This window comes from Maridesulfovibrio salexigens DSM 2638, assembly GCF_000023445.1.
Classification (GTDB): domain Bacteria; phylum Desulfobacterota; class Desulfovibrionia; order Desulfovibrionales; family Desulfovibrionaceae; genus Maridesulfovibrio; species Maridesulfovibrio salexigens.
Genome location: NC_012881.1, coordinates 2,865,273 through 2,891,016 on the forward strand (window position 1 = coordinate 2,865,273; position 25,744 = coordinate 2,891,016).

25 protein-coding genes, 1 tRNA gene and 1 pseudogene are annotated in these 25,744 nt (G+C 45.7%); 14 read left to right on the plus strand and 13 right to left on the minus strand.

All coding sequences use genetic code 11. The features are described from left to right. Positions 1-13: 13 nt before the first annotated feature. Entirely contained in the window at positions 14-1,003 is a 990-nt protein-coding gene (locus DESAL_RS13215) for a VgrG-related protein (RefSeq protein ID WP_015852485.1), read from the minus strand. Between the two features lie 139 nt (positions 1,004-1,142). Then, positions 1,143-3,782 (minus strand): tetratricopeptide repeat protein, encoded by a 2,640-nt coding sequence (locus DESAL_RS13220; protein WP_015852486.1) that lies wholly within the window; start codon positions 3,780-3,782, stop codon positions 1,143-1,145. Between the two features lie 29 nt (positions 3,783-3,811). Here DESAL_RS13220 and DESAL_RS13225 point away from each other — a divergent pair, with 29 nt between their 5' ends. Beyond that, positions 3,812-4,174 (plus strand): molybdenum cofactor biosynthesis protein MoaE, encoded by a 363-nt coding sequence (locus DESAL_RS13225; protein ID WP_015852487.1) that lies wholly within the window; start codon positions 3,812-3,814, stop codon positions 4,172-4,174. A 46-nt stretch (positions 4,175-4,220) separates the two neighbouring features. Here DESAL_RS13225 and DESAL_RS13230 read toward each other — a convergent pair whose 3' ends face one another. Further along, on the minus strand, positions 4,221-5,099 hold the full coding sequence (locus DESAL_RS13230) for a glycosyltransferase family 2 protein (protein ID WP_015852488.1): 879 nt from the start codon (positions 5,097-5,099) through the stop codon (positions 4,221-4,223). Positions 5,100-5,276: 177 nt separating this feature from the next. On the opposite strand from DESAL_RS13230, the gene DESAL_RS13235 reads away from it, so the two are divergent. After that, positions 5,277-6,380, plus strand: coding sequence for a glycosyltransferase (locus tag DESAL_RS13235; RefSeq protein WP_015852489.1), 1,104 nt, complete (start codon positions 5,277-5,279; stop codon positions 6,378-6,380). Between the two features lie 234 nt (positions 6,381-6,614). Here the strand turns inward: DESAL_RS13235 and DESAL_RS13240 are convergent, their stop codons facing one another. The 5 genes and pseudogenes from DESAL_RS13240 to DESAL_RS13255 form a co-directional block, all read right to left on the minus strand. Further along, positions 6,615-7,526: a lytic murein transglycosylase gene (locus DESAL_RS13240; RefSeq protein ID WP_015852490.1), complete on the minus strand. Its 912-nt coding sequence runs from the start codon at positions 7,524-7,526 to the stop codon at positions 6,615-6,617. Between the two features lie 17 nt (positions 7,527-7,543). Further along, positions 7,544-7,705, minus strand: a pseudogene (locus tag DESAL_RS20615) (dual CXXC motif small (seleno)protein); the annotation flags it as partial. A 191-nt stretch (positions 7,706-7,896) separates the two neighbouring features. After that, a complete protein-coding gene (locus DESAL_RS13245) occupies positions 7,897-9,321 on the minus strand; it encodes a TolC family protein (protein WP_015852491.1) in 1,425 nt (474 codons plus the stop codon). A 112-nt stretch (positions 9,322-9,433) separates the two neighbouring features. After that, positions 9,434-10,210 (minus strand): MogA/MoaB family molybdenum cofactor biosynthesis protein, encoded by a 777-nt coding sequence (locus tag DESAL_RS13250; protein ID WP_015852492.1) that lies wholly within the window; start codon positions 10,208-10,210, stop codon positions 9,434-9,436. A gap of 19 nt (positions 10,211-10,229) precedes the next feature. Next, entirely contained in the window at positions 10,230-10,934 is a 705-nt protein-coding gene (locus DESAL_RS13255; RefSeq protein WP_015852493.1) for a DUF1614 domain-containing protein, read from the minus strand. A gap of 130 nt (positions 10,935-11,064) precedes the next feature. Here DESAL_RS13255 and rfbA point away from each other — a divergent pair, with 130 nt between their 5' ends. Further along, positions 11,065-11,946 carry a glucose-1-phosphate thymidylyltransferase RfbA gene (gene rfbA, locus DESAL_RS13260; protein WP_015852494.1) on the plus strand — a complete coding sequence of 294 codons (882 nt, stop codon included), beginning with the start codon at positions 11,065-11,067 and terminating at the stop codon, positions 11,944-11,946. Continuing rightward, positions 11,946-12,431: a hypothetical protein gene (locus DESAL_RS13265; protein ID WP_015852495.1), complete on the plus strand. Its 486-nt coding sequence runs from the start codon at positions 11,946-11,948 to the stop codon at positions 12,429-12,431. The genes rfbA and DESAL_RS13265 overlap by 1 nt, the downstream gene beginning before the upstream one ends. 65 nt (positions 12,432-12,496) lie before the next feature. Here the strand turns inward: DESAL_RS13265 and DESAL_RS20360 are convergent, their stop codons facing one another. Next, positions 12,497-12,640: a hypothetical protein gene (locus DESAL_RS20360; protein WP_015852496.1), complete on the minus strand. Its 144-nt coding sequence runs from the start codon at positions 12,638-12,640 to the stop codon at positions 12,497-12,499. Positions 12,641-12,864: 224 nt separating this feature from the next. Between DESAL_RS20360 and DESAL_RS13270 the strand changes: the two genes are divergently transcribed. Together DESAL_RS13270 and DESAL_RS13275 are read left to right on the plus strand one after the other, a co-directional pair. Next, positions 12,865-13,416: a PilZ domain-containing protein gene (locus DESAL_RS13270; RefSeq protein WP_015852497.1), complete on the plus strand. Its 552-nt coding sequence runs from the start codon at positions 12,865-12,867 to the stop codon at positions 13,414-13,416. Positions 13,417-13,452: 36 nt separating this feature from the next. Next, positions 13,453-14,415: a D-2-hydroxyacid dehydrogenase gene (locus tag DESAL_RS13275; RefSeq protein ID WP_015852498.1), complete on the plus strand. Its 963-nt coding sequence runs from the start codon at positions 13,453-13,455 to the stop codon at positions 14,413-14,415. Positions 14,416-14,501: 86 nt separating this feature from the next. Here the strand turns inward: DESAL_RS13275 and DESAL_RS13280 are convergent, their stop codons facing one another. The 3 genes from DESAL_RS13280 to DESAL_RS20080 all read right to left on the minus strand — a co-directional run bounded on the left by DESAL_RS13280 (position 14,502) and on the right by DESAL_RS20080 (position 15,761). Continuing rightward, positions 14,502-14,939 carry a response regulator gene (locus tag DESAL_RS13280; RefSeq protein WP_015852499.1) on the minus strand — a complete coding sequence of 146 codons (438 nt, stop codon included), beginning with the start codon at positions 14,937-14,939 and terminating at the stop codon, positions 14,502-14,504. 156 nt (positions 14,940-15,095) lie between these two features. Next, positions 15,096-15,467 carry a hypothetical protein gene (locus DESAL_RS13285; RefSeq protein ID WP_015852500.1) on the minus strand — a complete coding sequence of 124 codons (372 nt, stop codon included), beginning with the start codon at positions 15,465-15,467 and terminating at the stop codon, positions 15,096-15,098. 90 nt (positions 15,468-15,557) lie between these two features. Further along, positions 15,558-15,761, minus strand: a complete 204-nt coding sequence (locus tag DESAL_RS20080) for a hypothetical protein (protein WP_015852501.1) — start codon at positions 15,759-15,761, stop codon at positions 15,558-15,560. A 243-nt stretch (positions 15,762-16,004) separates the two neighbouring features. Here DESAL_RS20080 and rdgC point away from each other — a divergent pair, with 243 nt between their 5' ends. From rdgC to DESAL_RS13310, 5 genes are read left to right on the plus strand one after another with little or no spacing between them, the layout of a single operon-like run. After that, the gene (rdgC, locus tag DESAL_RS13290; protein ID WP_015852502.1) at positions 16,005-16,622 is read left to right on the plus strand and encodes a recombination-associated protein RdgC; all 618 of its coding nucleotides are present in this window, start codon (positions 16,005-16,007) and stop codon (positions 16,620-16,622) included. 34 nt (positions 16,623-16,656) lie between these two features. Further along, complete coding sequence (locus DESAL_RS13295) at positions 16,657-17,190, plus strand: hypothetical protein (protein ID WP_015852503.1); 534 nt, start codon at positions 16,657-16,659, stop codon at positions 17,188-17,190. Between the two features lie 2 nt (positions 17,191-17,192). Next, positions 17,193-17,756, plus strand: coding sequence for an arylesterase (locus tag DESAL_RS13300; protein ID WP_015852504.1), 564 nt, complete (start codon positions 17,193-17,195; stop codon positions 17,754-17,756). 59 nt (positions 17,757-17,815) lie between these two features. Beyond that, positions 17,816-18,964 (plus strand): patatin-like phospholipase family protein, encoded by a 1,149-nt coding sequence (locus tag DESAL_RS13305; protein WP_015852505.1) that lies wholly within the window; start codon positions 17,816-17,818, stop codon positions 18,962-18,964. Continuing rightward, a complete protein-coding gene (locus tag DESAL_RS13310) occupies positions 18,961-20,178 on the plus strand; it encodes an ABC transporter substrate-binding protein (RefSeq protein WP_015852506.1) in 1,218 nt (405 codons plus the stop codon). The genes DESAL_RS13305 and DESAL_RS13310 overlap by 4 nt, the downstream gene beginning before the upstream one ends. A gap of 2 nt (positions 20,179-20,180) precedes the next feature. Here the strand turns inward: DESAL_RS13310 and DESAL_RS13315 are convergent, their stop codons facing one another. Then, a complete protein-coding gene (locus DESAL_RS13315) occupies positions 20,181-20,858 on the minus strand; it encodes a TVP38/TMEM64 family protein (protein WP_015852507.1) in 678 nt (225 codons plus the stop codon). Positions 20,859-21,008: 150 nt separating this feature from the next. Here DESAL_RS13315 and DESAL_RS13320 point away from each other — a divergent pair, with 150 nt between their 5' ends. From DESAL_RS13320 to DESAL_RS20695, 3 genes are all read left to right on the plus strand, one after another. Then, complete coding sequence (locus DESAL_RS13320; RefSeq protein WP_015852508.1) at positions 21,009-22,706, plus strand: YcaO-like family protein; 1,698 nt, start codon at positions 21,009-21,011, stop codon at positions 22,704-22,706. Between the two features lie 58 nt (positions 22,707-22,764). Beyond that, positions 22,765-22,852, plus strand: a tRNA-Leu gene (locus tag DESAL_RS13325). 406 nt (positions 22,853-23,258) lie between these two features. Beyond that, positions 23,259-25,667, plus strand: coding sequence for a Cache 3/Cache 2 fusion domain-containing protein (locus DESAL_RS20695; RefSeq protein ID WP_015852509.1), 2,409 nt, complete (start codon positions 23,259-23,261; stop codon positions 25,665-25,667). Positions 25,668-25,744 lie beyond the last annotated feature (77 nt).

Sequence of the window (25,744 nt, forward strand, 5' to 3'; positions counted from 1 at the left end):
AGAAGGTATACACCTACGCCGTCTTGGAAATTCCGTTGAGCATAGACAGGACCATGTTTTGTTCCTGATTGAAGCGACTTGCTACGCTTTTCTGTACTCTTTCGGTGGAAGAGCCGAACTGCCCCTTGCGTTCACCATAGATTTCCTTGACCAGATCGGCAGGGAATCCTTTGCTTTCAGCATTGGCTGCCAGCTTGTCTATAGCCTTGGCGATCAAGCGGGACGCTCCGGTAGGACCGTGCTGTACCGAGGTGGACCAAAGCACTTCACGTACAGGCGCGGGCAGGGAATTCATATCAATCCCTGTTTTTTCGAGAATCATTTTGGCAGCGGGATCGTAGTGGCTGCCCTGAATAAAATCGTGCTGTAATTTTTCAAAACCAGTGGGATCAGCATCAGCTATCTGCTTCCAGATATCGGGCATTTCACCTTTCTTTGATCCTGTGTCCGCTGGTCCGGCCCCAAGCAATTTATTGGCAATTTCCGGGGCCTTGTCCTTTAGAAACTGGATAAATTTATCCATAGTCCCGGTTTTAGAAGCTATCTGATACTTTCCGTATGAAGTACCACCAACACGGTCATAACCGATAGCGGAAACTCCCTTTGAACCGGATTCAAATTTTGCAGAAAGATCACCGGACACAAGCGAAGTGTCCATTTTTTTGACAGGAAAATTGTCCGCAACGGCAGCTTTAGCGCGATAGGAATTCATAGCTTGAGCATTTTGCATACCAGCCCCGCCCTGCAACCCCTTAATGGAATTGAGCGCAGTAAGAGCTTCCAGCATAAGCACATCATTCATTACACCCATGTCCATGCCACCGGCAGAGAAGCCATCATTGGAACTACCTGAAAACATTTTATTTGCCATCATCAGTTCCATATCAAAGGCTCCTGCCTTACCTTTCATGGCGGCAAGATTAGGAGTGCTGTTTCCATCTTTCCCGGAAACATTACCCAGCATTTTCATCATCGCTGCAATATCATTGGTCACGTTAGTCATGGCTTACCTCTGTCAAAAAAATATTTTTTCAACATAGGTTTTGCAGCAAACGTACCAACAGCAGTTTTTATAAATCCCACCAAAAAGGCCTTCCCGGTTTTTTTCCGGGAAGGCCTTGAATTTAAATGTAATCGGCAGATCAATCGTCATCCTTACCGTCATCGATGAGAAAGAGCTCCCTCTTCTTCTTCTCGAAAACCACCGCTGCACGAAAAGCCGCAATGGCAAGGGCCAGAATACTCAAAATCAGAATTAACCCTTTCTGAAACTCCCACTTCTGGCGAATAATCATATCTACAATGAAATTCGATTGAAAATTATTCGAGTAGTAGATCAACATGGGAATACACAGCAAGGCCAGTCCGAGAAAGACCACTTCCAGCCAAATGAAGCTTCTTCCCAAAAGCATAATGAACAATGTTGAATCACGAATAACCCGCAGGGTGACCAGCCTTTTACGCAACTTCCTCAGACGGTCATCAATACGGTCCAAGTAACGCTGAGTCTTGCGGAATGTTTCAGCAACATTGAGCTGCTGGGTCTTAATCCAATAAATTTTATCCGCGCAATAGTTAAAATCACCATTAAATTCAGTCAAAAGCTTTGGAAATGGAAACCATGAAGCCTCACGCTGAACATCCAACAATTCCTCACGATATATTTCAAGCTTCTTGTTGATGACCTTAATCTCGTATTCAACTCGCTTCTCAATTTCCTCAGTAAGACGGGCAATACCGCTGGTCAGCTGTCTGAAAGCTACATAGTTCTTAATCTTAGCGAGCTTGTTCATACGGTCCATAAATCTGGCTGCTTCATCGGCAAACTCGTGCCCTTCCTCAAACCACTGGGCAATGTCCGCAGAAAGTGTATCCATACCGGATGCAACTTCTTTGGCCTCTGCTTCAGCAATTTCCCAAAGCTCTCCCATCTCCTGCAAAACGGTCAATCTGCCGCGATCAAGCTCAGGGTCGATTGCTATTCGGTTAAAATAGTGCGGATCCTTTTCGATTATATTCTGAAATGTAGATATGGCCTGCTCCGCAAACCCCATTTTAACCATGCATACTGCCCGTCTATATTGTGGTTCAAGCCACTCCGGACACATATTCTGCGCTCTTTTATAAATATCGCTGGCCTCACCGAACTCGCCCATGACTTCCTGCATCCTGCCCTGCAAGTAGACAAAATATCCCTGCTGCAACGGCGAATAACAGAGCCTTTCAGCCTCCTGCCAATAAAAATATGCCTGCTCAAGATCGCCACCCTCAAGCTCATAAAACGCCATCAAAGATCGAGGCTGAAAACTGCGGCTGAACCTGATCATGGCATTTTTAATCAAAGTTTCAGCTTCGCTTCTGGCACCGTTCTGCATGGCTTCAAAAGCAGACCAGATAAGTTCACCCTCTTCCGGTCCCTGATCCTTGATACCAAGGGGCCAATCTTTGCCCCGGCTACGCCAAACCAAATATAAGGTACGCAACTGAGAAATAGCATTAATTGCAAACAGAGAACGGGTGATAATCCCCTCATACCCCTTACCCTGATGCAATAGTCTGGAAAACTCTTCTACAACATTTTCCTTTCCCTGCATCTGCAAATCGATATTTTGAAATCCCTCATTGAACTTTTCACTTTCAATAGCCGCAAGCTGCTTCCAAACCACCGGATCAAGACCTTGCAAAGTGCGGCTTGGACACTCCGAAGGATGATGGTTCTTCATACCGCAATAAAAACAATCATCCATCTCACCGACAGAAACACGGCGTGAAATTGTAACGGATATGGCTGCTGAACTGGTATCATGAACCCCTTGCCTTAAACTGACATGACACCATCCATCCACATTTTCCTGCTCACTACCGAAACGAACTTCGTTTACAGCAAAATCAGACCCAAGCAAAAATGCATCCCGATAACGCAGGTGAGGACAATCAGGGGTAAGCTTGTCCCAATCAAGGTTAACCTTGCGGATAACCTCATCGTTGAAGCTCATATTCATCTGCGGAACAAGTGCCATGACCGAGGGCCAGTAAGAGACTTCCTCGGTCTGTTCATTATTCCTGACCCGATTAATGAGCATGAGCAACTCACGCAAAAACGTCCTAAGTAAGGAAAGAGACGCAATGGGCATGATAACTTTAACGTCCGAAGTTATGTACTGAACACCCAATTTTTGGAGCATGACCTGAACTTCGGAGAAGAAAGAACGCCATCCTTTAATAAATTCTTTGTCTGACGGGTTGCCCACCGGAATAAGGATAAAATACCAGTTCTGTAGGGAGTCATAGCCCAATCCCTGATCAGGGACCAAAACCTGCCAGCCGGATTTGGATATCCCTGTAGGTGTTCTGGTATCTTCCAGATTCAATCCTGCGATAGCCTTTACTGAATCGGAAAGCTTGGGATGGATTAAAATTTCAAATTCCGTAGGCAGAGCTGTTTCCTGATTAGTAAACTCTCCATCAACTTTAAGAGAAAGATTCAGATTGTAATCTACGAGGAGGGTTGCCGGCATAACCTGAATGTATACCGGCATGGGATTGAGTCTTGCCCAGATTTCAAGGCGGGACACAACCCGGAAAACATCATCGCTGAAAAAGAACCAGTAAGCCTGATTATGCTCCTCACTCATGAGCATACCGCCAAAATCTCGCATGCTGCGGACAATGGAGTCTTCAAGAGTGTCAGCCCAGACCATCCAGACACCGAATCCGCGATTTACCATGCGTGAATGGCTGACAACCGGGAATTTTTCAAATAAGCTTGAAATCGAATACAAAACAACAACTCCTTACTTACGGAGGTACTATGGACATTTCAAAAAAAATTGCTGAACTCAAACAGGACCCTGAATTTGCCGATAATGTAGGCATGATCCTGATCCATAACGGAGTCGTCCGAGGCTGGTCGCGAGGTACCCGTGAAAAAGTAACCGGAATCGAAATCAAGGCCGACCACGCAAAGATTGAAGAAATCCGCCAGGAACACGAAAAACATCCCGGAATTTATAAAATCGTGGCCCATGCTAACGAAGGCGTTTTCAAACCCGGCGATGACGTACTTTTTCTCATCGTAGCCGGAGATATCCGCGAGAACGTTAAAGCATGCCTCTCCAGCCTGCTTGACACAGTAAAAGCACAAGCTTTCACTAAAAAAGAAGTTCTTGCCTAAAAAAGTCATTCAGGGGACCGGGTTTGTTTAAAGCTTCCCGGTCCCTTTATTTTTCAATAATCTCAGCAGGCAGAACTACCTTTCCATCCATAATATCCTGCACCAGCCGTTCTATTCGCACGGCCTGTTCATCGCGCCCGCGCTTCCTGCATCCACCGATATAAAAACCGGCCTTACGCTGAAGCTCCTCAAGGGCCATCTTCCGCTCTTCAGCAGAAAGGATTCCTGCTTGAAGCAATTTCACTATAGCGTATATTCTGTATAAATCCAAACACCCTACGCTATTGGATAATTGATCTGGACGTCCGCCATGTTTGATGGTCAGGCGCTCGCGCAAAAGCCCTACCGGATACTTAAGCCCGGCCCGAATCCAGAGATCATAATCCTCACAGGCAGGCATATCTTCATCAAAAGGCCCTATCTCATCCCAAAATTTCCGGCTGAAAATAACACAAGAAGGACTGACCATACACATTTCAAGTGAACGGTCAAAAAACATCCCTTCCGGTTTTTCATGCTTTTTACACTGGTTAACCCGCTTACCCTTGCGAATCCAGATTTCATCAGTCTGGCTGATTTCAAAACCAGCCTCTTCCATAAATGGAATTTGCTTCAGAAGCTTTTCCGGCACCCACTCATCATCGGAATCAAGCAATGCAATAAAATCACCGATTGCGGCAGCAATACCGAAATTGCGTGCCGCAGAAACGCCTTTGTTCTCCTGCCGCAGAATCTTCAACCGGGAATCATCAAATTCCGCCAGCCTTTCAGCTGTATCATCTGTGGAACCATCATCAACCACCAAGCATTCAAAGTCCGTAAACTTCTGCGCCAAAACCGATTCCACAGCCCTACAGACCCTATCTGCCCGGTTATAAGTCGGTATAATCACGGACACTTTGGGTTCGTTATTAAAACTTTTCAATTAATCACCTGTATTATTACAATAAAAAAACATATCCATATAAAAACGTATTTGATCATGTTAATAAAAAAACATAGGCTGTGTATAGCTGCACAAGCACGGATTTTTAATCTGACAAATTGAATATCGGTTATTTTGCCCGACCCATTAGTTTTTTACGGAATATCATATACTCACATGCGAATTTTCCAAGTCATCAACGTCCGCTGGTTCAATGCAACCTCGTGGTATGCCCTTTACCTGAACAAACTCTTGCAGGATGCCGGACACGAAGTCCTTCTTATCACTGTCCCCGGCTCTGAAACCGAGGAAAAAGCGATTGAAATGGGGCTCAATGTTAAAACCATTGAACTCAATTCCGCTCACCCGCATAAACTCATCAAAGCCTGTGCTCAAGTATACTCGCTGATCAAAAAGTACAAACCGCAAGTGGTAAACTGCCATCGCGGTGAAGCTTTCTTCTGGTGGGGAATCCTGCGCAAAATGGGTATGGGTTACAAGCTGGTCAGGACCAGAGGTGACCAGCGGCTACCTAAAAGCGACTTCTTCAACCGCTACCTGCATTCCAAAGTAGCTGATGCAGTTGTGGTAACCAATAAAAGAATGGCCGACCATTTTCTAAATAAAATGGAACTGGCTGAAAACCGTCTGTGGTTAATCCATGGCGGTGTAGACAGTGATAAATTCTGCTTCGATCCCGAAGGTCGCCAGCAGGTAAGAGAAAAATACGGATTCAGCGAAGACGATGTTGTCATCGGCATGCTTGGCCGGTTCGACCGGGTTAAAGGTCAGAAGGAACTCATCGAGGCTCTGGCTAAAACCCGCAACAACGTTCATGGCAAGAGCATCAAGCTATTCCTGATAGGCTTCCCAACAGCGACCAGCAAGCATGAAGTTGATACTTGGCTCACAAGTAACGGACTGACCGATATCACAGCTATCAGTGGAAAATGCGAAGACGTAACCGCCTGCATTTCAGCTATGGATATCGGGGTAATCGCATCACTCTGGTCTGAGACCATTGCCCGTGCTGCGCTAGAAATCATGGCCTGCGAAATACCGTTGATCTCAACATCAGTAGGTGTAATGCCTGACCTTCTGCCGAAGGAAGCACTCGTCCCCCCACAGGATGTCAACCAGCTTTCACTCAAGCTGACCGAAGCAATCAACGACCCTGAATTCAGGGAAAAACTTCTCACAGAACACAAAAGAACAATGTCCCAGCTATCAGGAGAAGACTTTCTGAAAAGGACTATGACTCTATATCAAGGCATATTGTGATGCCTTCCCCTGCCCCCATCCCTTTCAAAATCTTACGGTTTACTTCGTAAGTAGTTTCCAACAAGATACTTTCAAAAAAAGTCCGCAATATCTTTCATGATATTGCGGACTTTTTTGAAAATTACCTAGCCAAGCTACTTGCGAAACTTAATAAAAAAGTTTGGGATCCTTAACCCCTTCCCAAAGGATTTAAGCCCCCAGACAGGGTACCCGAAGGGCCGCCGGAGGCAAATATTATTCAGGTCCAAAAGTAGAACGTATTTTTTCAAGCTGCCGGGAGACTTCGTAAATCGTCCGGGCGTAGACCATGGAATGGTTATAGCGGTAGATCACTTTGAGTTTCTTTTTCTTGCTCAGGGAATTTTTCCAGCCATGACGTTTCAGAAAACTTGCCATGCTGAAAAGGGCATCCTCGCGACTGAAAAGGTCGATGCGCCCATCCTTGTCGCCATCTACAGCGTAGTGGATAGCGGTGCTGGGCATGAACTGACAAATCCCAAAAGCTCCATAAGGAGAGCCGGGAATCTCTGTGGGGACAATGGAGTTTTCAGAAGAGAACTTCAGTAGCGCGGAAAGCTCACGGTAAGCCCAGTCAGCCTTTTTCTTAGTCCGTTTTTTAAGCCAAACCAGATCTTTTTCTTCCAGTTTTTCGTAGCCGAGTTTATCAAAAAATTTTAGTGGGTCAGGGCTTGCGGCCATGTTAGCAAGATTGCTGAAAGCAGGAGCATCACCAAGGGTAAACCCAAGCTTGGTCTCGACCAGTAAAAGCGCAACCAACACCGATGGCGCTACACCGTACTCTTTATCAATTTCCTGAAGCAGAGTGTAATGCTCACGAAGATAAGAGTATCCGCCGGCCAACATGATCGGACCGACATACCTTTCATCAAATTCCTTTTCACGGGCAACTTTTTTGGCTGGCGGCTCAAATCTCCGCTTAAGTAAAACCCGCATCTTACGAGCCATCATAGCCGAGTCATAGTCCAACGAACTAACGGAAAAGACAGTATCAACGTACTCACGGTTGAATCCATCAGCCACTAGTCTGTCTTTCAGCTCGTCCCAGCTATGCGAATCGCCAGCGTAGACAAAACCGCTGCTTCCAAGAAATATAATAAGAAAAAGTACTGCCAGTTTCCTGAACATTTTACCGTCTAACTCCGTTAAAGCCTGTTCATGGGCACATTAGCCATTTCTTCTTCAAAATCGTCGTCTATGTATTCCGAATAATCAGCTACATTGAATTTACTGCCGCAGGACCCGCAGCGTAAAAATACACCGCGTCACTCGCGGTGTGTGTACAGGTCTCCGCCACACTTACTGCAACGACTATCGTGATCAGACTTATTGTCATTCTTCTTATTAAAAAGGCTACGCCCTCTAAACATCTTTTCCTCCGCTCATCAGCAATATAAATTTCATCAAAGCTTTCTGTCCACAACAAAAATCCGGCAGACTGCCTGCTGGCAATCTGCCGGATAAAATCAATCAAATCAGATTATACTGATCCCGGTCCTTAATTAGTCTTAAGAGAGGGATTCATGTCTCCCATGGCAACGTAGAGCTTGGCGAGGGCAACCTGATAGTCAGACAGAGCCTGAATCAGCTGGGCTTCACTGTCGCTCAAGCGGGACTGAGCGTTAAGCACTTCGTTGTTGGTGCTGACCTGAGCCTGATAACGGGCCATAGCCATTCTGTAACCTTCACGGCCTGCTTCAACAGACTTGCGGCCCACACCGATACGGTCGGCAGCAGCTTTGAGGCTGAGCAACTGATCCTTAATTTCGTAGGAAGCCTCAAGGCGGGTATTATCAAACTCAGCCTTGATTTTCTTTACGTTGTCTTCAGCGCGCTTGGTGTCGTAGTATGTCTGACCCCAGCTGAAAACTTCCCAGTTCAGATTAGCGCCCACATTCCAGGAATCGGGACGATTGCGGTAATTGTATTTGTTTGTGCTGACAGAAGGATCACCACCTTCACTGCTGTAGTTAAAGTCAGCAGTAATATCAGGATAGAAACCGCTCTCTGCGATGGTCACATCTTCTTCTGAAATTTCAACAGCTTTACGGGCAATCTTCAGGTCAGGACGTCCCTTGTCAGCTTTTTCGATGCACTGATCAAGAGTCATGGAAAACGACAGATAGGTTAACTCACCGGAGTAATCCACCTTTTTCTCGATGGGCAGATTGAGCAAAGTATTCAACCTTGCAGCCCTTGAATCAACAGTGTTCTTGGCAATGAGCAGATCCTGCTCTGCGTTTGCAAGTTCAACTTCGGCCTGCAACACGTCAACTCTCGGACGAAGACCGACCTGATAGAAGGCCTGAATAACATCAAGCTGGGATTGCAGACGGGCAACAGAGTCCTGCTTACTTTTAACTTCCATGCGGCCCTGCAGCAAGGTCAGGAAAGAAGTCTGAATATTGCTGATCAGAGTAAGTTCAGCATTGTAAAGGCTGGCCTCGGTTGAAGCACGCTGCAACTTGGTTTTCTGGTACTTGGAAAGCAGCTCGAAACCTTTAAAGACAGGCTGGCTGACATTAATTGAAAAAGCCCACTTGTCCTGGTAGCCCGCAGGAGTATCTCCTGAACGAGGCGTATCATCAAAGTGAGTGTAACCGTATTTGGCAGTAACAGGCCCACCGAAGGCTCCGCGCTGTCTCTTTACATCGCTTTCAGCCGCAAGCAGATCTTTACGAGCTGCAATGATGGACGGATTCTGTTTCAGTCCAAGCTTTACGCACTCCTCAAGGGTCAGCTTCATCTCAGCACCGACAGCGTCATCAGTGACAGCCTGCGGAACCTGCATTGTAGCCTCTTCCATAGAGACCGGCGCTTTTGCTTCACCAAGGGTGTTTTCTCCCTGATCCTGCGCATAAGCAAAGGACACTGATGACAGCATGAAAATCAAAACTAATAAAAACGGAACATTGCGTTTCATTCTACACATCCTGAACGTGTGGTTATTATCTTTGGAAGAATTAATATACAAAAATCAAAATCTATATAGATGTTCCAGCGGAAGGAATCAAGTGTCAATTTTGTTTTAAACACTAGGAAACAGCCGCACAATCGGTTTTATCCCCCTGCAACTTATCCACCGTGTGTTTCAGAGCGGGAAGTACAGCTTCAAGACTTTCACGCACAGCTTTAGGACTACCGGGGAAATTTACAACCACACTTTCCCCCAGTGTTCCGGCAACAGCACGCGAAATCATAGCATGGGGAGTTTTTTCCAATCCCGTGGCAGTAATAGCCCTTTCGAATCCCGGCAACCGTTTCTCGATTACGCCCAGAGTCGCTTCAGGAGAAACATCACGCGGCCCCACTCCGGTTCCGCCCGTAGTCAGAATCAGGTCATAGCCATCCACATACGCCAGATGCATAAGCAGGGCTTTCAGATCAGCGCATTCATCAGGGATCAGATAACCTTCAGCAATTGAAACCGGAAGTGCATTTTTTATCATTTCGGCAATAAGCGGCCCGGCTTCGTCTTTTCTTTCGCCTGCGGCCCCTTTATCACTCAAAGTGACGTAAGCGAGGGAGTAGCCTTCTTTTTTTATAGTCAATTGAGCTGCACTCTCCGGCAATTCACCAATGACCTCGGCAATCCAAGATTTTGCTCCCGGAACCCCGGAAGTCCAAAAACCGGAGATAACACGCAATAATTCGGCTCCACCGCTCTCGAGTACCATCCCGGCCCGCAGCCCTTTGGAACAACCGGAAAAGGAAGCACAGACACATCCCTTCGGCAGGAAACTGGAATCACCTAACACAATTATGCTTCCGGGACCTGCTCCATTTGTCGTAGAAAAATCACATTCAAACACAAAAAACTCCTTATCAAAATCAGGCCAGCAATACAGCCAGTATCCCGGTAATAAAAATTCCGTCAAAAGTTCCGGCCCCGCCGATGGAGACCACCGGTGCATCAAGCACCCTCCGGGTGGCCGGAGTAGCAAGGTGTAACAGGTCCGCACCTATCAAAGTACCGAGGCTTCCTGCAACATAAGCCGCTATAGGTGCCATTTCACCCTGAACGAATATCAAAGCCGCCAGCGCGGTAATTAATGGTGGGATAAGCACCGGAATACCAATTCCGACACCGGGAATGGGACGGGCAAGGGCGTAAGTCGCCGCACTAACCAATGCCACACAAAGAAGAATGGAAAAGTCAAAACCGGATCTGCTAAGTAAAGACAAGGACAGCAGAACCGGAATGACGCAACCGCCCAAATTCACGGCAACCACCTGATTAGTCAGGGTTGCTGCTTCGCGCTGAACATCCAGCGGAGAATAAGGGTTGAACATACGTACCTGTCTGATTCGCACATCAGGAACAAGCCTTTCAGAACGAAAGACCGGTATATTGACTCCGCTTCCGAACAAAGTGGCTATAAGGAGTAGAAACCCCTGCCCTGCAGTCAGTCCCAGCTTGGAGAAAGCTACGGTAACGAGACCAACCTGTACAAATATAAACAAAAAGAATATGAGGACAAAAAAAATGACGCCCAGAAAAACAACGGTGGGCAGTGAAAACATGGGGCCGCGCATAGTACGTAAACTCCTTGTTTGCGAATTTGAACAAATTCAGGCTATTTAATGCTATAAATGCAGACACCTCAAGAATTTATTGTTAATTTAATTACGGCTTACCAGAGAATCACTGTAAGGAAGGTATAATATGAAAGGAATTATTCTGGCCGGGGGATCCGGCACAAGGCTTTATCCCCTGACAAGAGTGGTCAGTAAACAACTTCTGCCTGTTTATGACAAACCCATGATCTACTACCCGCTTTCCATTCATATGATGTCGGGTATCCGTGATATACTGATAATTTCCACCCCCGAAGACCTGCATAGATTTGAAGACCTTCTTGGTGACGGCTCAAATCTGGGTATCAATATTTCATATAAAGTCCAACCGAAGCCGGAAGGTTTGGCACAAGCATTCATTATAGGTGAGGATTTCATCGGTGATGACAGTGTAAGCCTGATTCTCGGGGACAACATCTTTTACGGACACGACCTTCCGCACATCCTGCAAAAGACAGCCGCACTCGAAGAAGGCGGGACTGTTTTCGCATACGCAGTCAAGGACCCCAAACGATACGGTGTTGTAGAATTCGACAAGAACCAGACCGTGATCAGCATCGAAGAAAAGCCGGAAAACCCCAAGTCTAAATTTGCAGTCACAGGGCTCTACTTTTACGACAACTCAGTCATTGAAATCGCCAAGAACATCAAGCCTTCTGCCCGCGGGGAATTGGAAATCACTGACGTGAACAACGAGTACCTTAAACGCGGCAAGCTTAATGTTGAACTTCTAGGACGAGGATATGCGTGGCTGGACATGGGAACCCATCAGTCTTTACTCCGCGCCGCCTCTTATGTTGAAGCAGTTCAGGAAAGGCAAGGATTTATGCTGGCCTGTCTGGAAGAAATTGCCTTCCGTATGGGATATATTTCCCTTGAAGAGCTTAAGGCTATGGCTACCGATATGCTTAAAAATGATTACGGACAGTATCTGATGGGAATCTACAACGATGCAAAGGCGAAAAGTTAATGAAAAAAACAATCATCACGTTAATTATCACCTTGGTCCTGCTGGCTCCCAGCGCAGGATTTTGCGGAACCCCGGACATATCTGCACAATTTGATAAGCTTTCAGGAGTTGAAGCCTCCTTCAGGACTCTGGGCATGAAAATCGACAAGATAACAGGTGCAGACACTAAGCCGGACCGGGTATACGCCCTGCAGGACATGTCCGACATGTGCAAAACCAGCAAAATGCAGGTTCATAGCCTGACTTCGCTTTTCTCTGTAGTCAACCTTGTTAAACGCGAAAAGAATTTTCAAAACAGAGAAGCGGAATTGCTAAAAAAGAAATGCGGTTATGCATATAACGACTTCAGTCGACGTAAAGCATTCATCCGGGATATTCTTGCCAAAGCCAAGGACCAAAAATTAAAAGATCTGGCTCATATCTTTGACGCACAACTTGAAATAGTTCTGGAACAATTGACAGCGATAAACAACAAATTCAAATAAAAAAAGGCCCGCAAATGCGGGCCTTTTTTTATTTGAAAAGAACAAATAGCCTTTTCTAAAATTTCTTAATGATGACCTTCGTTTTTGGTTTCATTAATCCTGCGGAAGATCATGAAGAGCATCCATGCAAGATAACCAAAAATAAGAGAAACACCTACAAAGCCAGCAGTGGTGCTGTGGCCCATGTTGCTGATAAGTTCGCCGATCATTCCCAAATACCTCCAAGTATTTAACCCGATTCATTACAAAAATTTTAATTAGTCTTCGCTATATTTCTCAATAATGTCAAGCTCTAGTTTAAGTATAAATATTGACAAACTACTTCATATATATATGATAAAGCAGAGATAGAAAGAAATTAAGCTTAACGATACTAGCGCATTATACAATTGCTAATTGATGTTACTCTTTTTAATTTCACCAGGGGATGAGAATGGGGAAGGATAAAACAGAGACTACACCCGGGCTGATGGGCAAACTAAAGACCAAGCTGGATCGTATGCTTGGTCGAAATGCGGAAGAATCGCTGGACATTGAATTCAAACCGCAAAAGGATATCCCTGCCGCACGGCGTGCTTTCAGAATTGACGTGGACAATATGCATGTCATCTGTCGCACACCAAGAGTCAAATGCCGCATACTGGATATCAGCGCAGGCGGCATTGGTTTTGTCAGCAGCAAAGAATTTCCCGTCGGCACGATTGTCGAGGCAGTACTACTCTGGTCCGGAAAACCCGTTCTGAAAAATGTTAAGCTGAAAATTGCCAGAAGAACCCCGAAAGTAGTGGGCTGTGAATTTATAGAACTTGAAAGATCTCAGGACAAAGTTATCAGCAAGATAGTACTTGCCGCCCAGAAACGTTTAATTGAGAAAAAACACTCCGGCAAACATCCAGACACGACTGAAGAAGAAATGGCAAAAGAAATTGAAGCCCAAAAAAAACGCGGCATCACTCCTGCTTCCAAGAAAAAAATAAAGCTCTAACCCCGACGACAGGACGGGAAGAACGGAATAAAGTCCATGAAAACAGTTATTCTTGACAGCTACACACTGAATCCCGGCGACAACCCATGGACCGGACTGGACGAACTTTGCGAACTGGCTGTATATGACCGTACTAAACCTGAACAAATTCTCGAAAGAGCCGCTGAAGCGGACATCATTCTGACCAACAAGACCGTGCTGGACGCGGACACCATCAAGGCTTTACCCAAACTCAAATTTATTTCAGTACTTGCAACAGGATACAACGTGGTAGATCTGGATGCGGCAGCAGCCAGAAACATCCCTGTATCAAATGTCCCGGGCTACTCTCCTCCCTCTGTTGCCCAGCATGTTTTTGCCATGATTCTTAACCATGCCAACAGAGTTGCCCTGCACGATCAGGCCGTGAAAGAAGGCCAATGGGCACAGCAGGAAGATTTCTGCTTCTGGAATGCACCACTCATCGAACTGGCAGGCAAAAAAATGGGAATCGTCGGATTCGGAGCCATCGGCCAAAAAGTTGGAACCATCGCCAATTCTTTCGGTATGGAAGTTCTAGCCTATGCACCGAGACCGAAACCAGAACCTCAATACAGCCCATTCAAATTCGTATCTCTTAAAAAACTCTTCAGGGAAGCTGATGTAGTCTCACTGCACTGCCCGCTGACTGCTGAAAATGAAAAATTTATCAACAAAGAACTGCTTTCAAGCATGAAGGCAAACGCCTACCTGATCAACACCGCACGCGGCCCGCTCGTTGATGAATCAGATCTGGCAGAAGCACTTACAGAAGGGGTTATAGCCGGAGCCGCTCTTGACGTGGTCGAAAAAGAACCGATGCTCCCCGGCAACCCTCTTTCAGGAACCCCAAATCTGACCATTACTCCGCATATTGCATGGGCAACCCTTGAGGCCCGCACAAGACTGACCGAAATTACCGTGACCAATGTAAAAGCCTTCCTGCAAGGCAAAGCGGTAAATGTAGTCAACGGAATATAAGACACCATCACCAAAATCAAAAAGGGCTGACATAGATATCTATGTCAGCCCTTTTTGATTTGAACTAATTCAAATACGAAAATTTATCAGACTTCACCGGAACCATATTTCTGAACAGTTGAAATAAGGTCTGCCTTGCGAACAGGTTTAGTCAAAAAGAAATCACAGCCTACCTCATAAGCTTTATCTTCATTCTCCGGCAATGCATGCGCAGTTACGGCTACAATGGGAGTTTTTTCCCTGCTGTTCTCTTTCTCAAAACCACGAATAAGTGTGGTTGCCTCATAACCGTCAGTTACAGGCATTTCAATATCCATGAGAACCACATCATACTCGTTACGTTGGAACATTTCGAAAGCTTCGCTGCCGTTTTCAGCTACGTCGATGGAATATGGGAACTTCTTCAAGTACAACTGCACTAGAAGCACATTGTTCTCACAATCTTCTGCAAGTAGAATATTCAAAGGCCTAACCGCTCCATCCAAAACTTTTACACCGACAGCATTTTTTTCTGCATTAAGCATTTATACACCCTGCACTAAGTCAAAAAACAGACTCCCCAAAAACAGTCTGCTCCCTCCTATGACCCGACCAAACTTGATATACTAACGAATCACCAAAAGCAACAACTCATAGAAACAAAATAACATAGCTGATCAAAGGTGCAAGCGCTAACTTCTTTATCTTCCGGACACTGCCCTGACCTTTGTCACAAACAGCTCTAGATCATTAGGATCTCCGTCCTTGTAATCATCCGGATAAAGAAGTGCGGACATAAAAAATACACTGCCAACCTCCAATGACTGTGAAGCTGAAAGGGAGAACCGTTCTAAACGCTCTTTGAACTCATTCTTAACGGATTCTGCCAAGGGCTCAACTTCATCATAAAGTCCTGCCAGAACCATCGCTTTTCGGCGCATTAATTCTTTATAGCCAGCGTCATCGTTGTTTTCATAGAGGACCTTACGCGCCTCTGCTTCTATTTCGCGAATCTGTGTGGAAATACTTTCGAGACGATCCGCCAGCAAGTCATATGGATTACCGGAAACCATAACTCCTCCAGCTTTTGTTTTACAGGGATATTAGGACCCGCACAAACCAAAAGCAAGAGGAGTTACAAAAATTCTGCCAGTGCTGAGCAATTATAGCGAGCCGCACATATGCCTATAGTTTCCGCACTCAATCTTGTTTATGAAAGGACACGGACTTTTCATAAACCACTTCTTGCGCGGGCACCAGAACCGATCCTTAAACGGCTCGTTGCATCCGTCGGATGTCAACTTTTTTCTACGCTGATTACCAATTACTATATAGTTACCTTCGGTGCGTACTTCAATGAGAGTCATGATGACCTCCACCTGCTTGCTTCAGCTCAGACTGACTGAATCCTCCTTTGGGCCGTTACCTGATTTACAATCTTCTACAACTGAAATATATTATGCACCTAATATGCCATACTAAGCAGATAGGGAATTCTTTCCCTTTACATCCTGAAAGAATGGTCATAACAGATAACGTTTGTGTTTATCATCACAGCGAAATAAATCCGGCAGTGCCAAAAGGGTGACAGTCGGTTCAAGGAGCATACTTTGCCAATACTTTCAGCCAGCACAGGAATCACCAGATACAGGATTCTGGAAGACGTCAGCGATGATCTGATCCGGGAAATACCCGAAAAATTAGCTAAATTCGCTTTCATGGATATCGACCATACCGCTGAAGAACGTTCCTTCGGCTGGGTAAATATGGATGATATGCTCGATGACAAATGGGCTGTCTCTCCGCCGGAAAAAGCCCAGTACTTCACATTTTCTCTGCGCCTTGATACCCGCAGAATCCAGCCGGCGGTACTGAAAAAACATTTCCAGATTGCTCTCAACCATGAGCTTGCTGAAGCCAAGAAAGAGGGAAAAAATTTCATCTCCCGCGACCGCAAAAGAGAAATTAAGGAACAAGTTACCCTTAAGCTGCGCGCACGCTCCCTGCCCATCCCGGCGGTCTTCGATGTTGTTTGGAACGTACCTGAGAACCGGGTTTACCTTGCTGCCACCAACTCCAAGGTTATGGATCTGTTCACTGATCATTTTTCAGACACTTTCGAACTGACTCTTGAACCACTGACTCCCTTCTTTCTGGCCATGGAAATGCTCGGCGAAGAGGCTGTACAGAAACTTGAATCGCTCGACCCCACCTACTTCGTAGGCTAGGGAATTAAAGAATCTACTCAAAGGAGCACCAGTTATGGACCTCATGATGTTAGCCGAAAGGGAAAACACACTTCTGGGTCAGGACTTCCTGACCTGGCTCTGGTATAAAAGTGAAATTCAGGACGGCATGTTTGAACTTGAAAACGGCGAACGCTTCATGCTCTACATGGAACAACGCATGTCTGTTCAGGGCGGCGACGGTGAGAACGTTGATACCGCAACAGTCAACTCCGCCAGCGGTGACATGACCGAAGTTCTCTACGGCCTGCGCACCGGTAAAAAAGTTACCCGCTGCCAGCTGAAAATGGAAATTGACGAGAACCTCTGGCAGGTTCAGGTCAAGGCTGAAGATTTCGCCATGAGCGGGCTGAAAACCCCAAAAGTGGAAATGAAAGACGAGGAAGGCGATGATCCGGACGCAAAATTTCTGGAAAAGATCTATTTGATCGAAAAATGTATCACCCTCTTTGACCACGTCTTCAAAGAGTTCATCACCATCCGCATTTCAGACCAGTGGAAAGATGAAGTTTCACGCTTCCAGAGCTGGCTGCGCGAAGGAGAAAAATAGGCATGGCTAAGATCACATTGGCGGCATTCGGGGACAGTTTAACTGAAGGTTACGGTCTTCCTGCTTACAGTTCCCTTCCGGCACAGCTTGAACGCAAACTGCTGGAAGAAGGCTTCCATGTGGCAATTAATAATTTCGGCCTGTCCGGGGACACTTCCGCGGACGGGCTATTTCGCCTTGCCAATGTTATCGAAAGCGAACCGAATGCTGCGTACATTGAATTCGGTGCAAATGACTGCTTTCAGCTCATGGACCCCGAGCAGACCAAGCTCAACCTGTCCCGCATGGTCGAAACATTTCAAGAAGCAAATATCCCGGTCCTGCTGCTTGGCTTCAAGCCCATGAACTTCACCCCGCAATCCTATTCATCCGAATTCAGCAGCATCTTTAATGACGTTGCCGACAAATTCGGAGTTCCCCTCTACCCGTCCCTGACAGAAGGAATCGGCGAAGCACCTGAATATTACCAGCCTGACGGCGTACATCCAAACAGCGAGGGTGTAGCAGTAATGGTCAACAACATGTTTCCTGCATTCAAATCTTTTCTGGAGTCCATCTCCGGGTAATTAATATTGTTTTTTCCACTCAGCCCATGTATCTTTTGCATTAAAGCATGGGAGAAAAGATGGAAAAGAACAGTAGCCCCGAATCTGCCACACCCGAGAATACAACAGAAGAACAAAGTAAAGGGCCTAAAACCCCTGAGCGTCCTTCTGTTGCATTAATAATAGGTTCGGAAGGGATAAAATCATTCTGCGCTCTGCCTTTTATAGAATATCTGCAAGCAGAAAAGATTAACCTTGATCTCGTGATCGGGGTAAGCGGCGGTGCCCTTCTGGCCGGATTTATGGGCGCAGGATATGACCTCAAGCAAATTCAGGAAGTCTTTTCCAAAACCGTAGACCCACGCTTTTATACCGATGTAGACTATAATTCAGTGCTTGAGATCGCCAGCACCGGCATGGGCAAGTTCACTGCCGAATCCGGTATCCTTAAGACAGACTGTCTACGCCGAACTTACGAAACCCTGTTCAAAAAAACTGACATTTCCGACCTTTCTCCCAAAACCCTGATTGCCACCACCGATCTTGAAACCGGAAAACCGGTCATTCTTGAAGAAGGCAATCTTGCGCAGGCCATCTATGCCAGCAGCGCCATCTACCCGCTCATGCCGCCGGGAAATGTTGACGGCAGGCGACTCATAGATGGTGCATTCTCTTCACCTGTGCCGATCATGGAATGCGTTAAACGGCAGATAGACATCATTATCGCCATCTATTTTGACGATGCCTGCAACCCGGAGCCGGACAGTTTTGTTTCCAGCTACTTCAATACTTCACGCATCTTCAAACGTTCCATACTCACCAGCCAGCTTCCTCTTTCCATCGACATGCACCACCATGAAATCATCCCGGTCTACATCAAACACCCACGTCCTATAGAACTCTGGGAAGTAAAAAAACTAACTGAAATCGTTCACGCTGGAAAAGTAGCCTTCACGAACAAAAAAACAGATTTCAAGGAAGCTGTCTCAGAATTTAAAATTAAAAGAAAGCAGCGCGAGGCAGAACGGAAGGAAAAAGAAGCAGAACTGAGACTGGAACAGGAAAGAGCTGCTGCCGAAGAAAAAAGGCACGAAGAAGCTTTGGAGAGGATGAAACAAGGAACCTCTGTAGAAGAACAACCGGAACATCCTGAAGCAGAAGCCCCTCCCAAAAAGCGGACATTTAAAATCGTCAAAACACGCAAAGACCGAAGGGGAAGCGGTATATGAGAATTTTCGTATTACTACTGGCAATGATCTGCATCCCCACTCCAGCACATGCCGGAGAAATCGTACTGGGTGTTATGTTCGGCCTCCGTGACAGCCAAGCACCAACGGCTCAGGAAGCCTTGAACGGGGCACTGCTGGCGGTTAAGAAAATCAATAAATCAAAAAACGAAATAAAAATAAGACTTGAAATTGAAGCCACTGCCGGAGAAACAACCGGAATTCTCAACGGAGCCAACAAATTAACAAAATCCAAAGGAATTATCGCCGCCACCGGAATAATAGATGACAACGCCGCCCTCACAGCCGGCCCTGCATTTCAAGCGGTCCAACTTCCATTCCTGTGTACAGGAGCTCAAGCTGACGCGCTTTCCCATATGGGCTCTAATATTTTCAGCCTCGCCGTTCCAGACATACGAACAGGGCAACTGCTGGCAGAATTCACCACCAACACAATGCAAATCAACAACATAATGCTGATCCGCTCCGACCTTGCTGACAGCACTGCCCGTCAAGCAGACAGCTATGCCCGCCGCTTCAAACGCAACAGCGGTAATATTATGGCTGATATGCGCATCACCGAACAGGACCCGGACCTATCGGTCATCAACTCAAAACTTCAAGAATTAGCTCCCCCGCAACCGACTAACAGCACAGTAGAGAATGACACAGTTGGGGTCAGCGACTTTGCAGACAGTGCAGCAGGCATTACCGTCCAAAAACGAGAAACCGAACCAGCCAAGCCGCAGGTGGAAGCCGTTGTAATCTTTGCACCGGCCAACATTGCTGCGAAAATACTTGGACAACTGCAAAAATCCAAGCAGACATATTCAATACTCGGCGGGACATCATTCGACACCGTGCCCATGCAACAACCTATGCAAGACTACCCGTCAACTATCTATTTTGCAGCTCAGGCAGCCATAGACAGTGAAGCACAATTGGTGCGTTCTTTCACTGATTCCTACAAAGAACTGTTCGGTAATCCCCCCCAGACAGGCTACGCAGCCTTAGGTTTCGATTCCATCATGCTTCTGGCTGCGACAGCGCAAAAACATGGAGCATCATCCACAGCTGTACGCAATGGCCTGAGCCAGATTAAGGACTTCGAAGGAGTCAGCGGAACAATATCATTCCAAGGCAATGGAGCAGAAAAACCGCTATATGTGATGCAATACATATCAGGCCAAAAATCAATGGCGACAATGCTTAAATAAAATCAGCCCTGCTCAAGACTTCGCTTTACGGCTCGAACCAGAAGAACTATCAGCACTGCTGCGGCTGCCAGCACTGCCACCATTTCCCAATTCACTGTGCCCATGCGCACTCCGGCAGATAAAAGATGCCCGCCTGCCGTTAGAAACACCGTCTCAGGAATCAAACAAACAACACTCATGATCAGGAACGGCAGAAAACGCACTCCTGTTGCTGCCCAAAGATAGTTTGCAATAGAATAAGGAACCACAGGGACAATCCTGCTTAAAGCCAAAACCTTCAGCGGATGCTTACGGCTGAGCATTTCCATCTTCATAAAATTAGGGTCATTACGAAATTTTTTAAACACACGCCCGCGCAAAACAAATCTTCCCAGAAAAAATGATAAAGAAGATCCCACAGCCATACTTGCCAGACACATGGCCGTCCCTTTCACAGCCCCGAAAAGGACTCCGGCTACCACTGTAAAAAGAGTCTGGGGGATTACCAGCACCATGCCGATCACATTAATAAGCATAAACAGAACGGGTGCAAAATTACCGCTGTCATCAATCCATGCCGTAAGCGCGGATAGATGACCTTCACCATAATGCTCAATTGCAAAAGAAAGAATACCCACGAATGCCATAACAACGGCACCGTGCAGAATCAGTTTTTTTGAATGAGATTTTTCCGAATGCATATTCCCTCTTCACTTGGCGCCTTAAATATCATACCTTCGCGGTCGGAAGTTGACGTGACATCCATCAAGGATAAGGATAACACTCGCTGACCGACTCAATATTTAATTACTGAAAAAATGAATTTCAGAAAACAATAATCAGGGGAAAATATGCGCTACGAACTCAAACTCATGGACACCCTTTCCGGAACCGGATGCTTTGCCGCGTTCCCCGGTCCCAACCTGAGCTTCTCTGAAGTACTGACTTACCTGGAAGAACATCCATACGATGAATTCATGCACCGCCATATGCTGGATATGCTAGGCAAACACCGTACCCGCAAAATCCAGAAGCTGATCAAGGAAATTAAGGGCGATCCTAAAAAGAAAGTTCTTGCCGCCCTCATTTATGAAGCAGCCATCACCCATCCCCGCCTTGCCTCTTTACGTGCTGAAGTGGAAGCAACCTTTGATGCCGAAGAACTCAAAGAGTACAGCCCGACTCTGCACCTGCGTTCCCATCTTCTGGAAGACCAGCCCCTGCACAACAAGTGGACCAGCCTTTTCTCTGACAATATGGAAATGCACGAGGAACTGCCTACAATTGAAGAAGCCGGGATTGAACAGCTCTACAAACCTGAAGACCTGCCTTCCAAAGATTTCACCACAGCTTCCACCATTCGGGAACAACTGGCCAATGAATCAAAACTTCCCCCAGCCAAAGAACGCGCACCAATCGAGGAAGTAACCGCCAACGCCAACAAGAAACTTGAAGCTATCGGCGTTTTCATGGGCCCCCAGATGCGTCAGAAAGGATGCCTCAGCCCCTTTGCAGTGCTCCATCACTGGATGGTCGACAACCGCACAGACAACGGCAGTTTGAGCAACTCCCTGCGTGCCATCCAGACCAGTTACGGGCGCGGCTTCACCTTTGAGCAGGCATGCGTATCCTGTTCCATGGAAGTTGCCGAAAGGGTCAGCTCCTACGCAAGCATCGGCAAATCCGGCATCGCCAACCGTACATCCTCACTGCCTGTCAGCAAAGGATCATACGCAGAAATTTCCAAAGAAGTACCGGCAATCAACCCCGATGATCTCGGCCTTGAAGCTCCTTACGAAGGTCAGGAAATCTGGTGGATGCCTGCGGAGAAATTCGACGGAGAAAAGCATGTAAAGGCAAAAGTTCCGGTACAGCACGTATTCCTGTTCTGTAACCTTGATGAACAGAACCTGTTCAGCGGACTCAGCTCCACCGGACTTGCATCCGGCAACACCATGGCTGAAGCCCGCCTCAGCGGTCTGCTGGAAGTTCTGGAACGCGACTGCAACACCACTACTCCCTTTAATAAAGAAAGATGCTTCACCATTGAATCCGAAGACCCCGAAGTCCAGAAACATCTTGATGCCATGAAAGAAAGCGGTATTAAAGTATGGTTTCAGGATATGACATCTGAACTTGGTGTCCCCTGCTACACCGCTTTTGCTGTGGGCAAACATGGAGACATCAACAAAGGCGGCGGCTGTTCTCTTTCCGGCAAACGGGCCCTGCTCTCGGCACTCACCGAGATTCCATATCCATTCCCCGGACCGCCCACTTCTGAAATTCCTGAAGGGCTCCCGGTACGCAAACTGGAAGACCTGCCCGAACTGACCACCGGAAGTGCAGATGGCGATGTGATGGTTATCGAAAACACGCTGGCAGCAAACGGATTTGCCCCTTACTACGTGGACCTGACCCGCAAGGATCTCGAAATTCCGGTAACAAGGGCAATCATCCCCGGACTCGAAATTGTTTCCGATCTCGACAAGTTCTCACGCATCAGCAAAAGGCTGTACAGAAACTATCTCGACATAAAAAATCTTCTGTAATATGTTCTCTCTAAGCTTGACTACTTAAAAGACAAAGTATATCAAGCATTACTTCCGTGCCGGGATGGTGGAATTGGTAGACACCCGAGACTTAAAATCTCGTAATCCTTGCGATTGTGCGGGTTCAAGTCCCGCTCCCGGTACCAGATAAAAATAAGGGTTCAGCTAAAATCTTAATGATTTCAAGCTGAACCCTTTTTTTGTGCCTTCTTTTTAAAGCTAATTTTCAATTTGACCCCTTTCGTTGATAAACGAGGATCGGTCACACTCATCAGGGTAAAGCAATTCACGTTAGCCTACACACTGCCTCGCATACAACATCCTACATCAAATTCTTATCTTGCCACCGCAAACCGTTCATATTTGTCGAAATAGAACGACACCGAGTCCAAAAATTTGGACAAACATTGATTCGAACTTTTTTTTCATTAAAAAGCATCTAGTCTTGGCTAAAACCAACAATACAAAAAATATAATATTTACTCGTTTCGACTATTTAAAGTCTCACTAACAACATGTTTTTTTAATAAACAATATAGATGGAGCGGAAAAATGAAACTAAACTTCAACAAAAAAATTATTATCACATTCTCTTTAGCCTTAATCATTCTCAGCTCTATTCTAACTTCAGTAAGTTACTTCGAATCCATTAATTCGTTACATGATTTTGGATTATCGTTTCTAAAAAACACAGCAGAACAATTATCTGAAGAAATAGAACTGCAAAATGAGGTTCTCCAAAAGCTGCTGCATTCAGAAAGCACAATTTTAACAGAAAAGATTGCTAAAGAAGGTGAAATCTGGATTGATAAAGAACAGCCTCACGAAGCAACCATATACAACCAAAACAGCATGCTCCCTACAAATGAAATAATTCCTACATTAATGTTGGGGTCAAGCAGAATTGAAAACAACTACTCTCTGGTTGATGGCATACGAAATGCGTCAGGGGCATTCGCTACTATTTTTCAGCTTCTACCTGATAAACTTTTAAGAATTTCGACAAACATCATAAAAAAGAATGGCGAACGAGCCATTATGACCTATATTCCATCTTCAAGCCCTGTATACAAGGCAGTAAAATCTGGACTTCCTTTTTACGGCAGAGCTGTAGTTTTAGGTGAACAACTTTTGACAGCATATGTGCCTCTAAAAAATAAATCGGGAGAAATAGTCGCAGCAGTATTTACTGGTGTAAAGATCCTTAGTCCTGAATTCAAAAATCTCATAGGCAATGTCAGCATGGCTGGCAAAGGATATGCCTTCGTATACAACACTGCTGGCGACATTCTAATCCACCCATCAGCTACAGGTAAAAACTTCAAAAAAGAATCCCCGAAGGTATGGGACCACATAAAGGATATTAAAAATGGTCTAATTTCATACAACTACAACGATAATGATCGCAATTGTTTCATAACTTATTTCGAACCTTGGGATTGGCATGTCGCTGTCAGCTTAACAAATAAAGAAATGTATATGGGAGCAGACAGCCGGTTGCTATATAAGAATACTGGAACAGCAACACTAGGAATAATTCTAGCTATCTGTTGCGTATTATACGTACTAAATCGACTCATGAGTCCTCTTCGCTCGCTAGCTAAAACTACTGAAAAAATCGCTAACGGGGACTTAAATGCCCGATGTGAATACGACTCAAATGATGCTATTGGCGAAACAGTAAAATCAGTTAACACCATGGTAGCTGAACTTAAGAGTAAACTTGGATTCTCAGACGGAGTCCTTAAAGGAATCACAATTCCATTCATAGTGACCGATGCAGAAGGCAAAATAAACTACTGCAATAATTCTCTTCTAGAATACGCAGGCAGAGATGGCAATCCAGAAGATTATTACGGAGAGCCACTGAGCTATGTTTTTTATAATGACCGAAACAAAAAGAGCCTTACAAACACGGCCATAGAGGAAAAGAAAACAATACACAACATCACTGCTACCCTAATAAACATAAAAGGGACAACCAAACACGGAGTATTCAATGCAGCACCATTATATGACTTAGACGAAAATTTAATTGGTGCATTTAGTATGGTAAATGATATAACAGAACAAAAACAACAGCAGCAACAGATACAGGAACAAACAGACAGAATAACAGAAGTTGCTGAGCAATCAATAAATATCGCGGAACAGGTTTCATCTGCTGCAGCGGAGCTTTCTTCACAGATTGATGAATCCAGCAAAGGTTCACACACTCAAAGAGAGCTGACGGCCGAAGCAGCAACAGCGATGGAACAAATGAATGTTTCTGTTCTGGAGGTAGCCAATAATGCAGAAAATGCAGCTTCCTTAGCAACAGAATCTAGAGAAAAAGCAGGAGCAGGCGAAGACATTGTTTCTGAAGTAGTCCAGGTAATGGATAGATTACGTGTCACTACCAATGCCTTGAAACAAGACATGATATCCTTAGGAAAACAGGCAGATGGAATCGGCCAGATAATAACAGTCATCAATGACATAGCAGATCAAACCAACCTGCTAGCACTTAATGCAGCCATTGAGGCCGCACGTGCGGGAGAAGCAGGCAGAGGATTTGCTGTTGTTGCGGACGAAGTTCGTAAGTTAGCAGAAAAGACAGTAAGTGCGACAGGAGAAGTAAGTGAATATATTAACAATATCCAAAGCTCAGCCCACAACAATATAAACACCATGGAACAAGCAACTACTGCGGTTGAAGAGGCCACCGACCTTGCTAACAACTCAGGAAATGCTTTGAAGGAGATTGTGGACTTCGTTTCACAATCAACTGACCAAATAAGATCAATAGCAACAGCATCAGAAGAACAATCTGCAGCCAGTGAACAAATTGCTCAATCGACTTCTCAGGTTAATACCATTGCAGAAGAAACCGCCGAGGCAATGAATCAATCATCTCTGGCAGTCAATGAATTAGCTCAACTGGCTGAAGAGTTGAGAGTACTCGTCTCGTCGATGAGATAAACTCACTCAAAATAGCCAAACAGAATGGTAAACCAAAATGAGAGACAAAACAGAGAGCTTCGCGCAAAGCATAATCG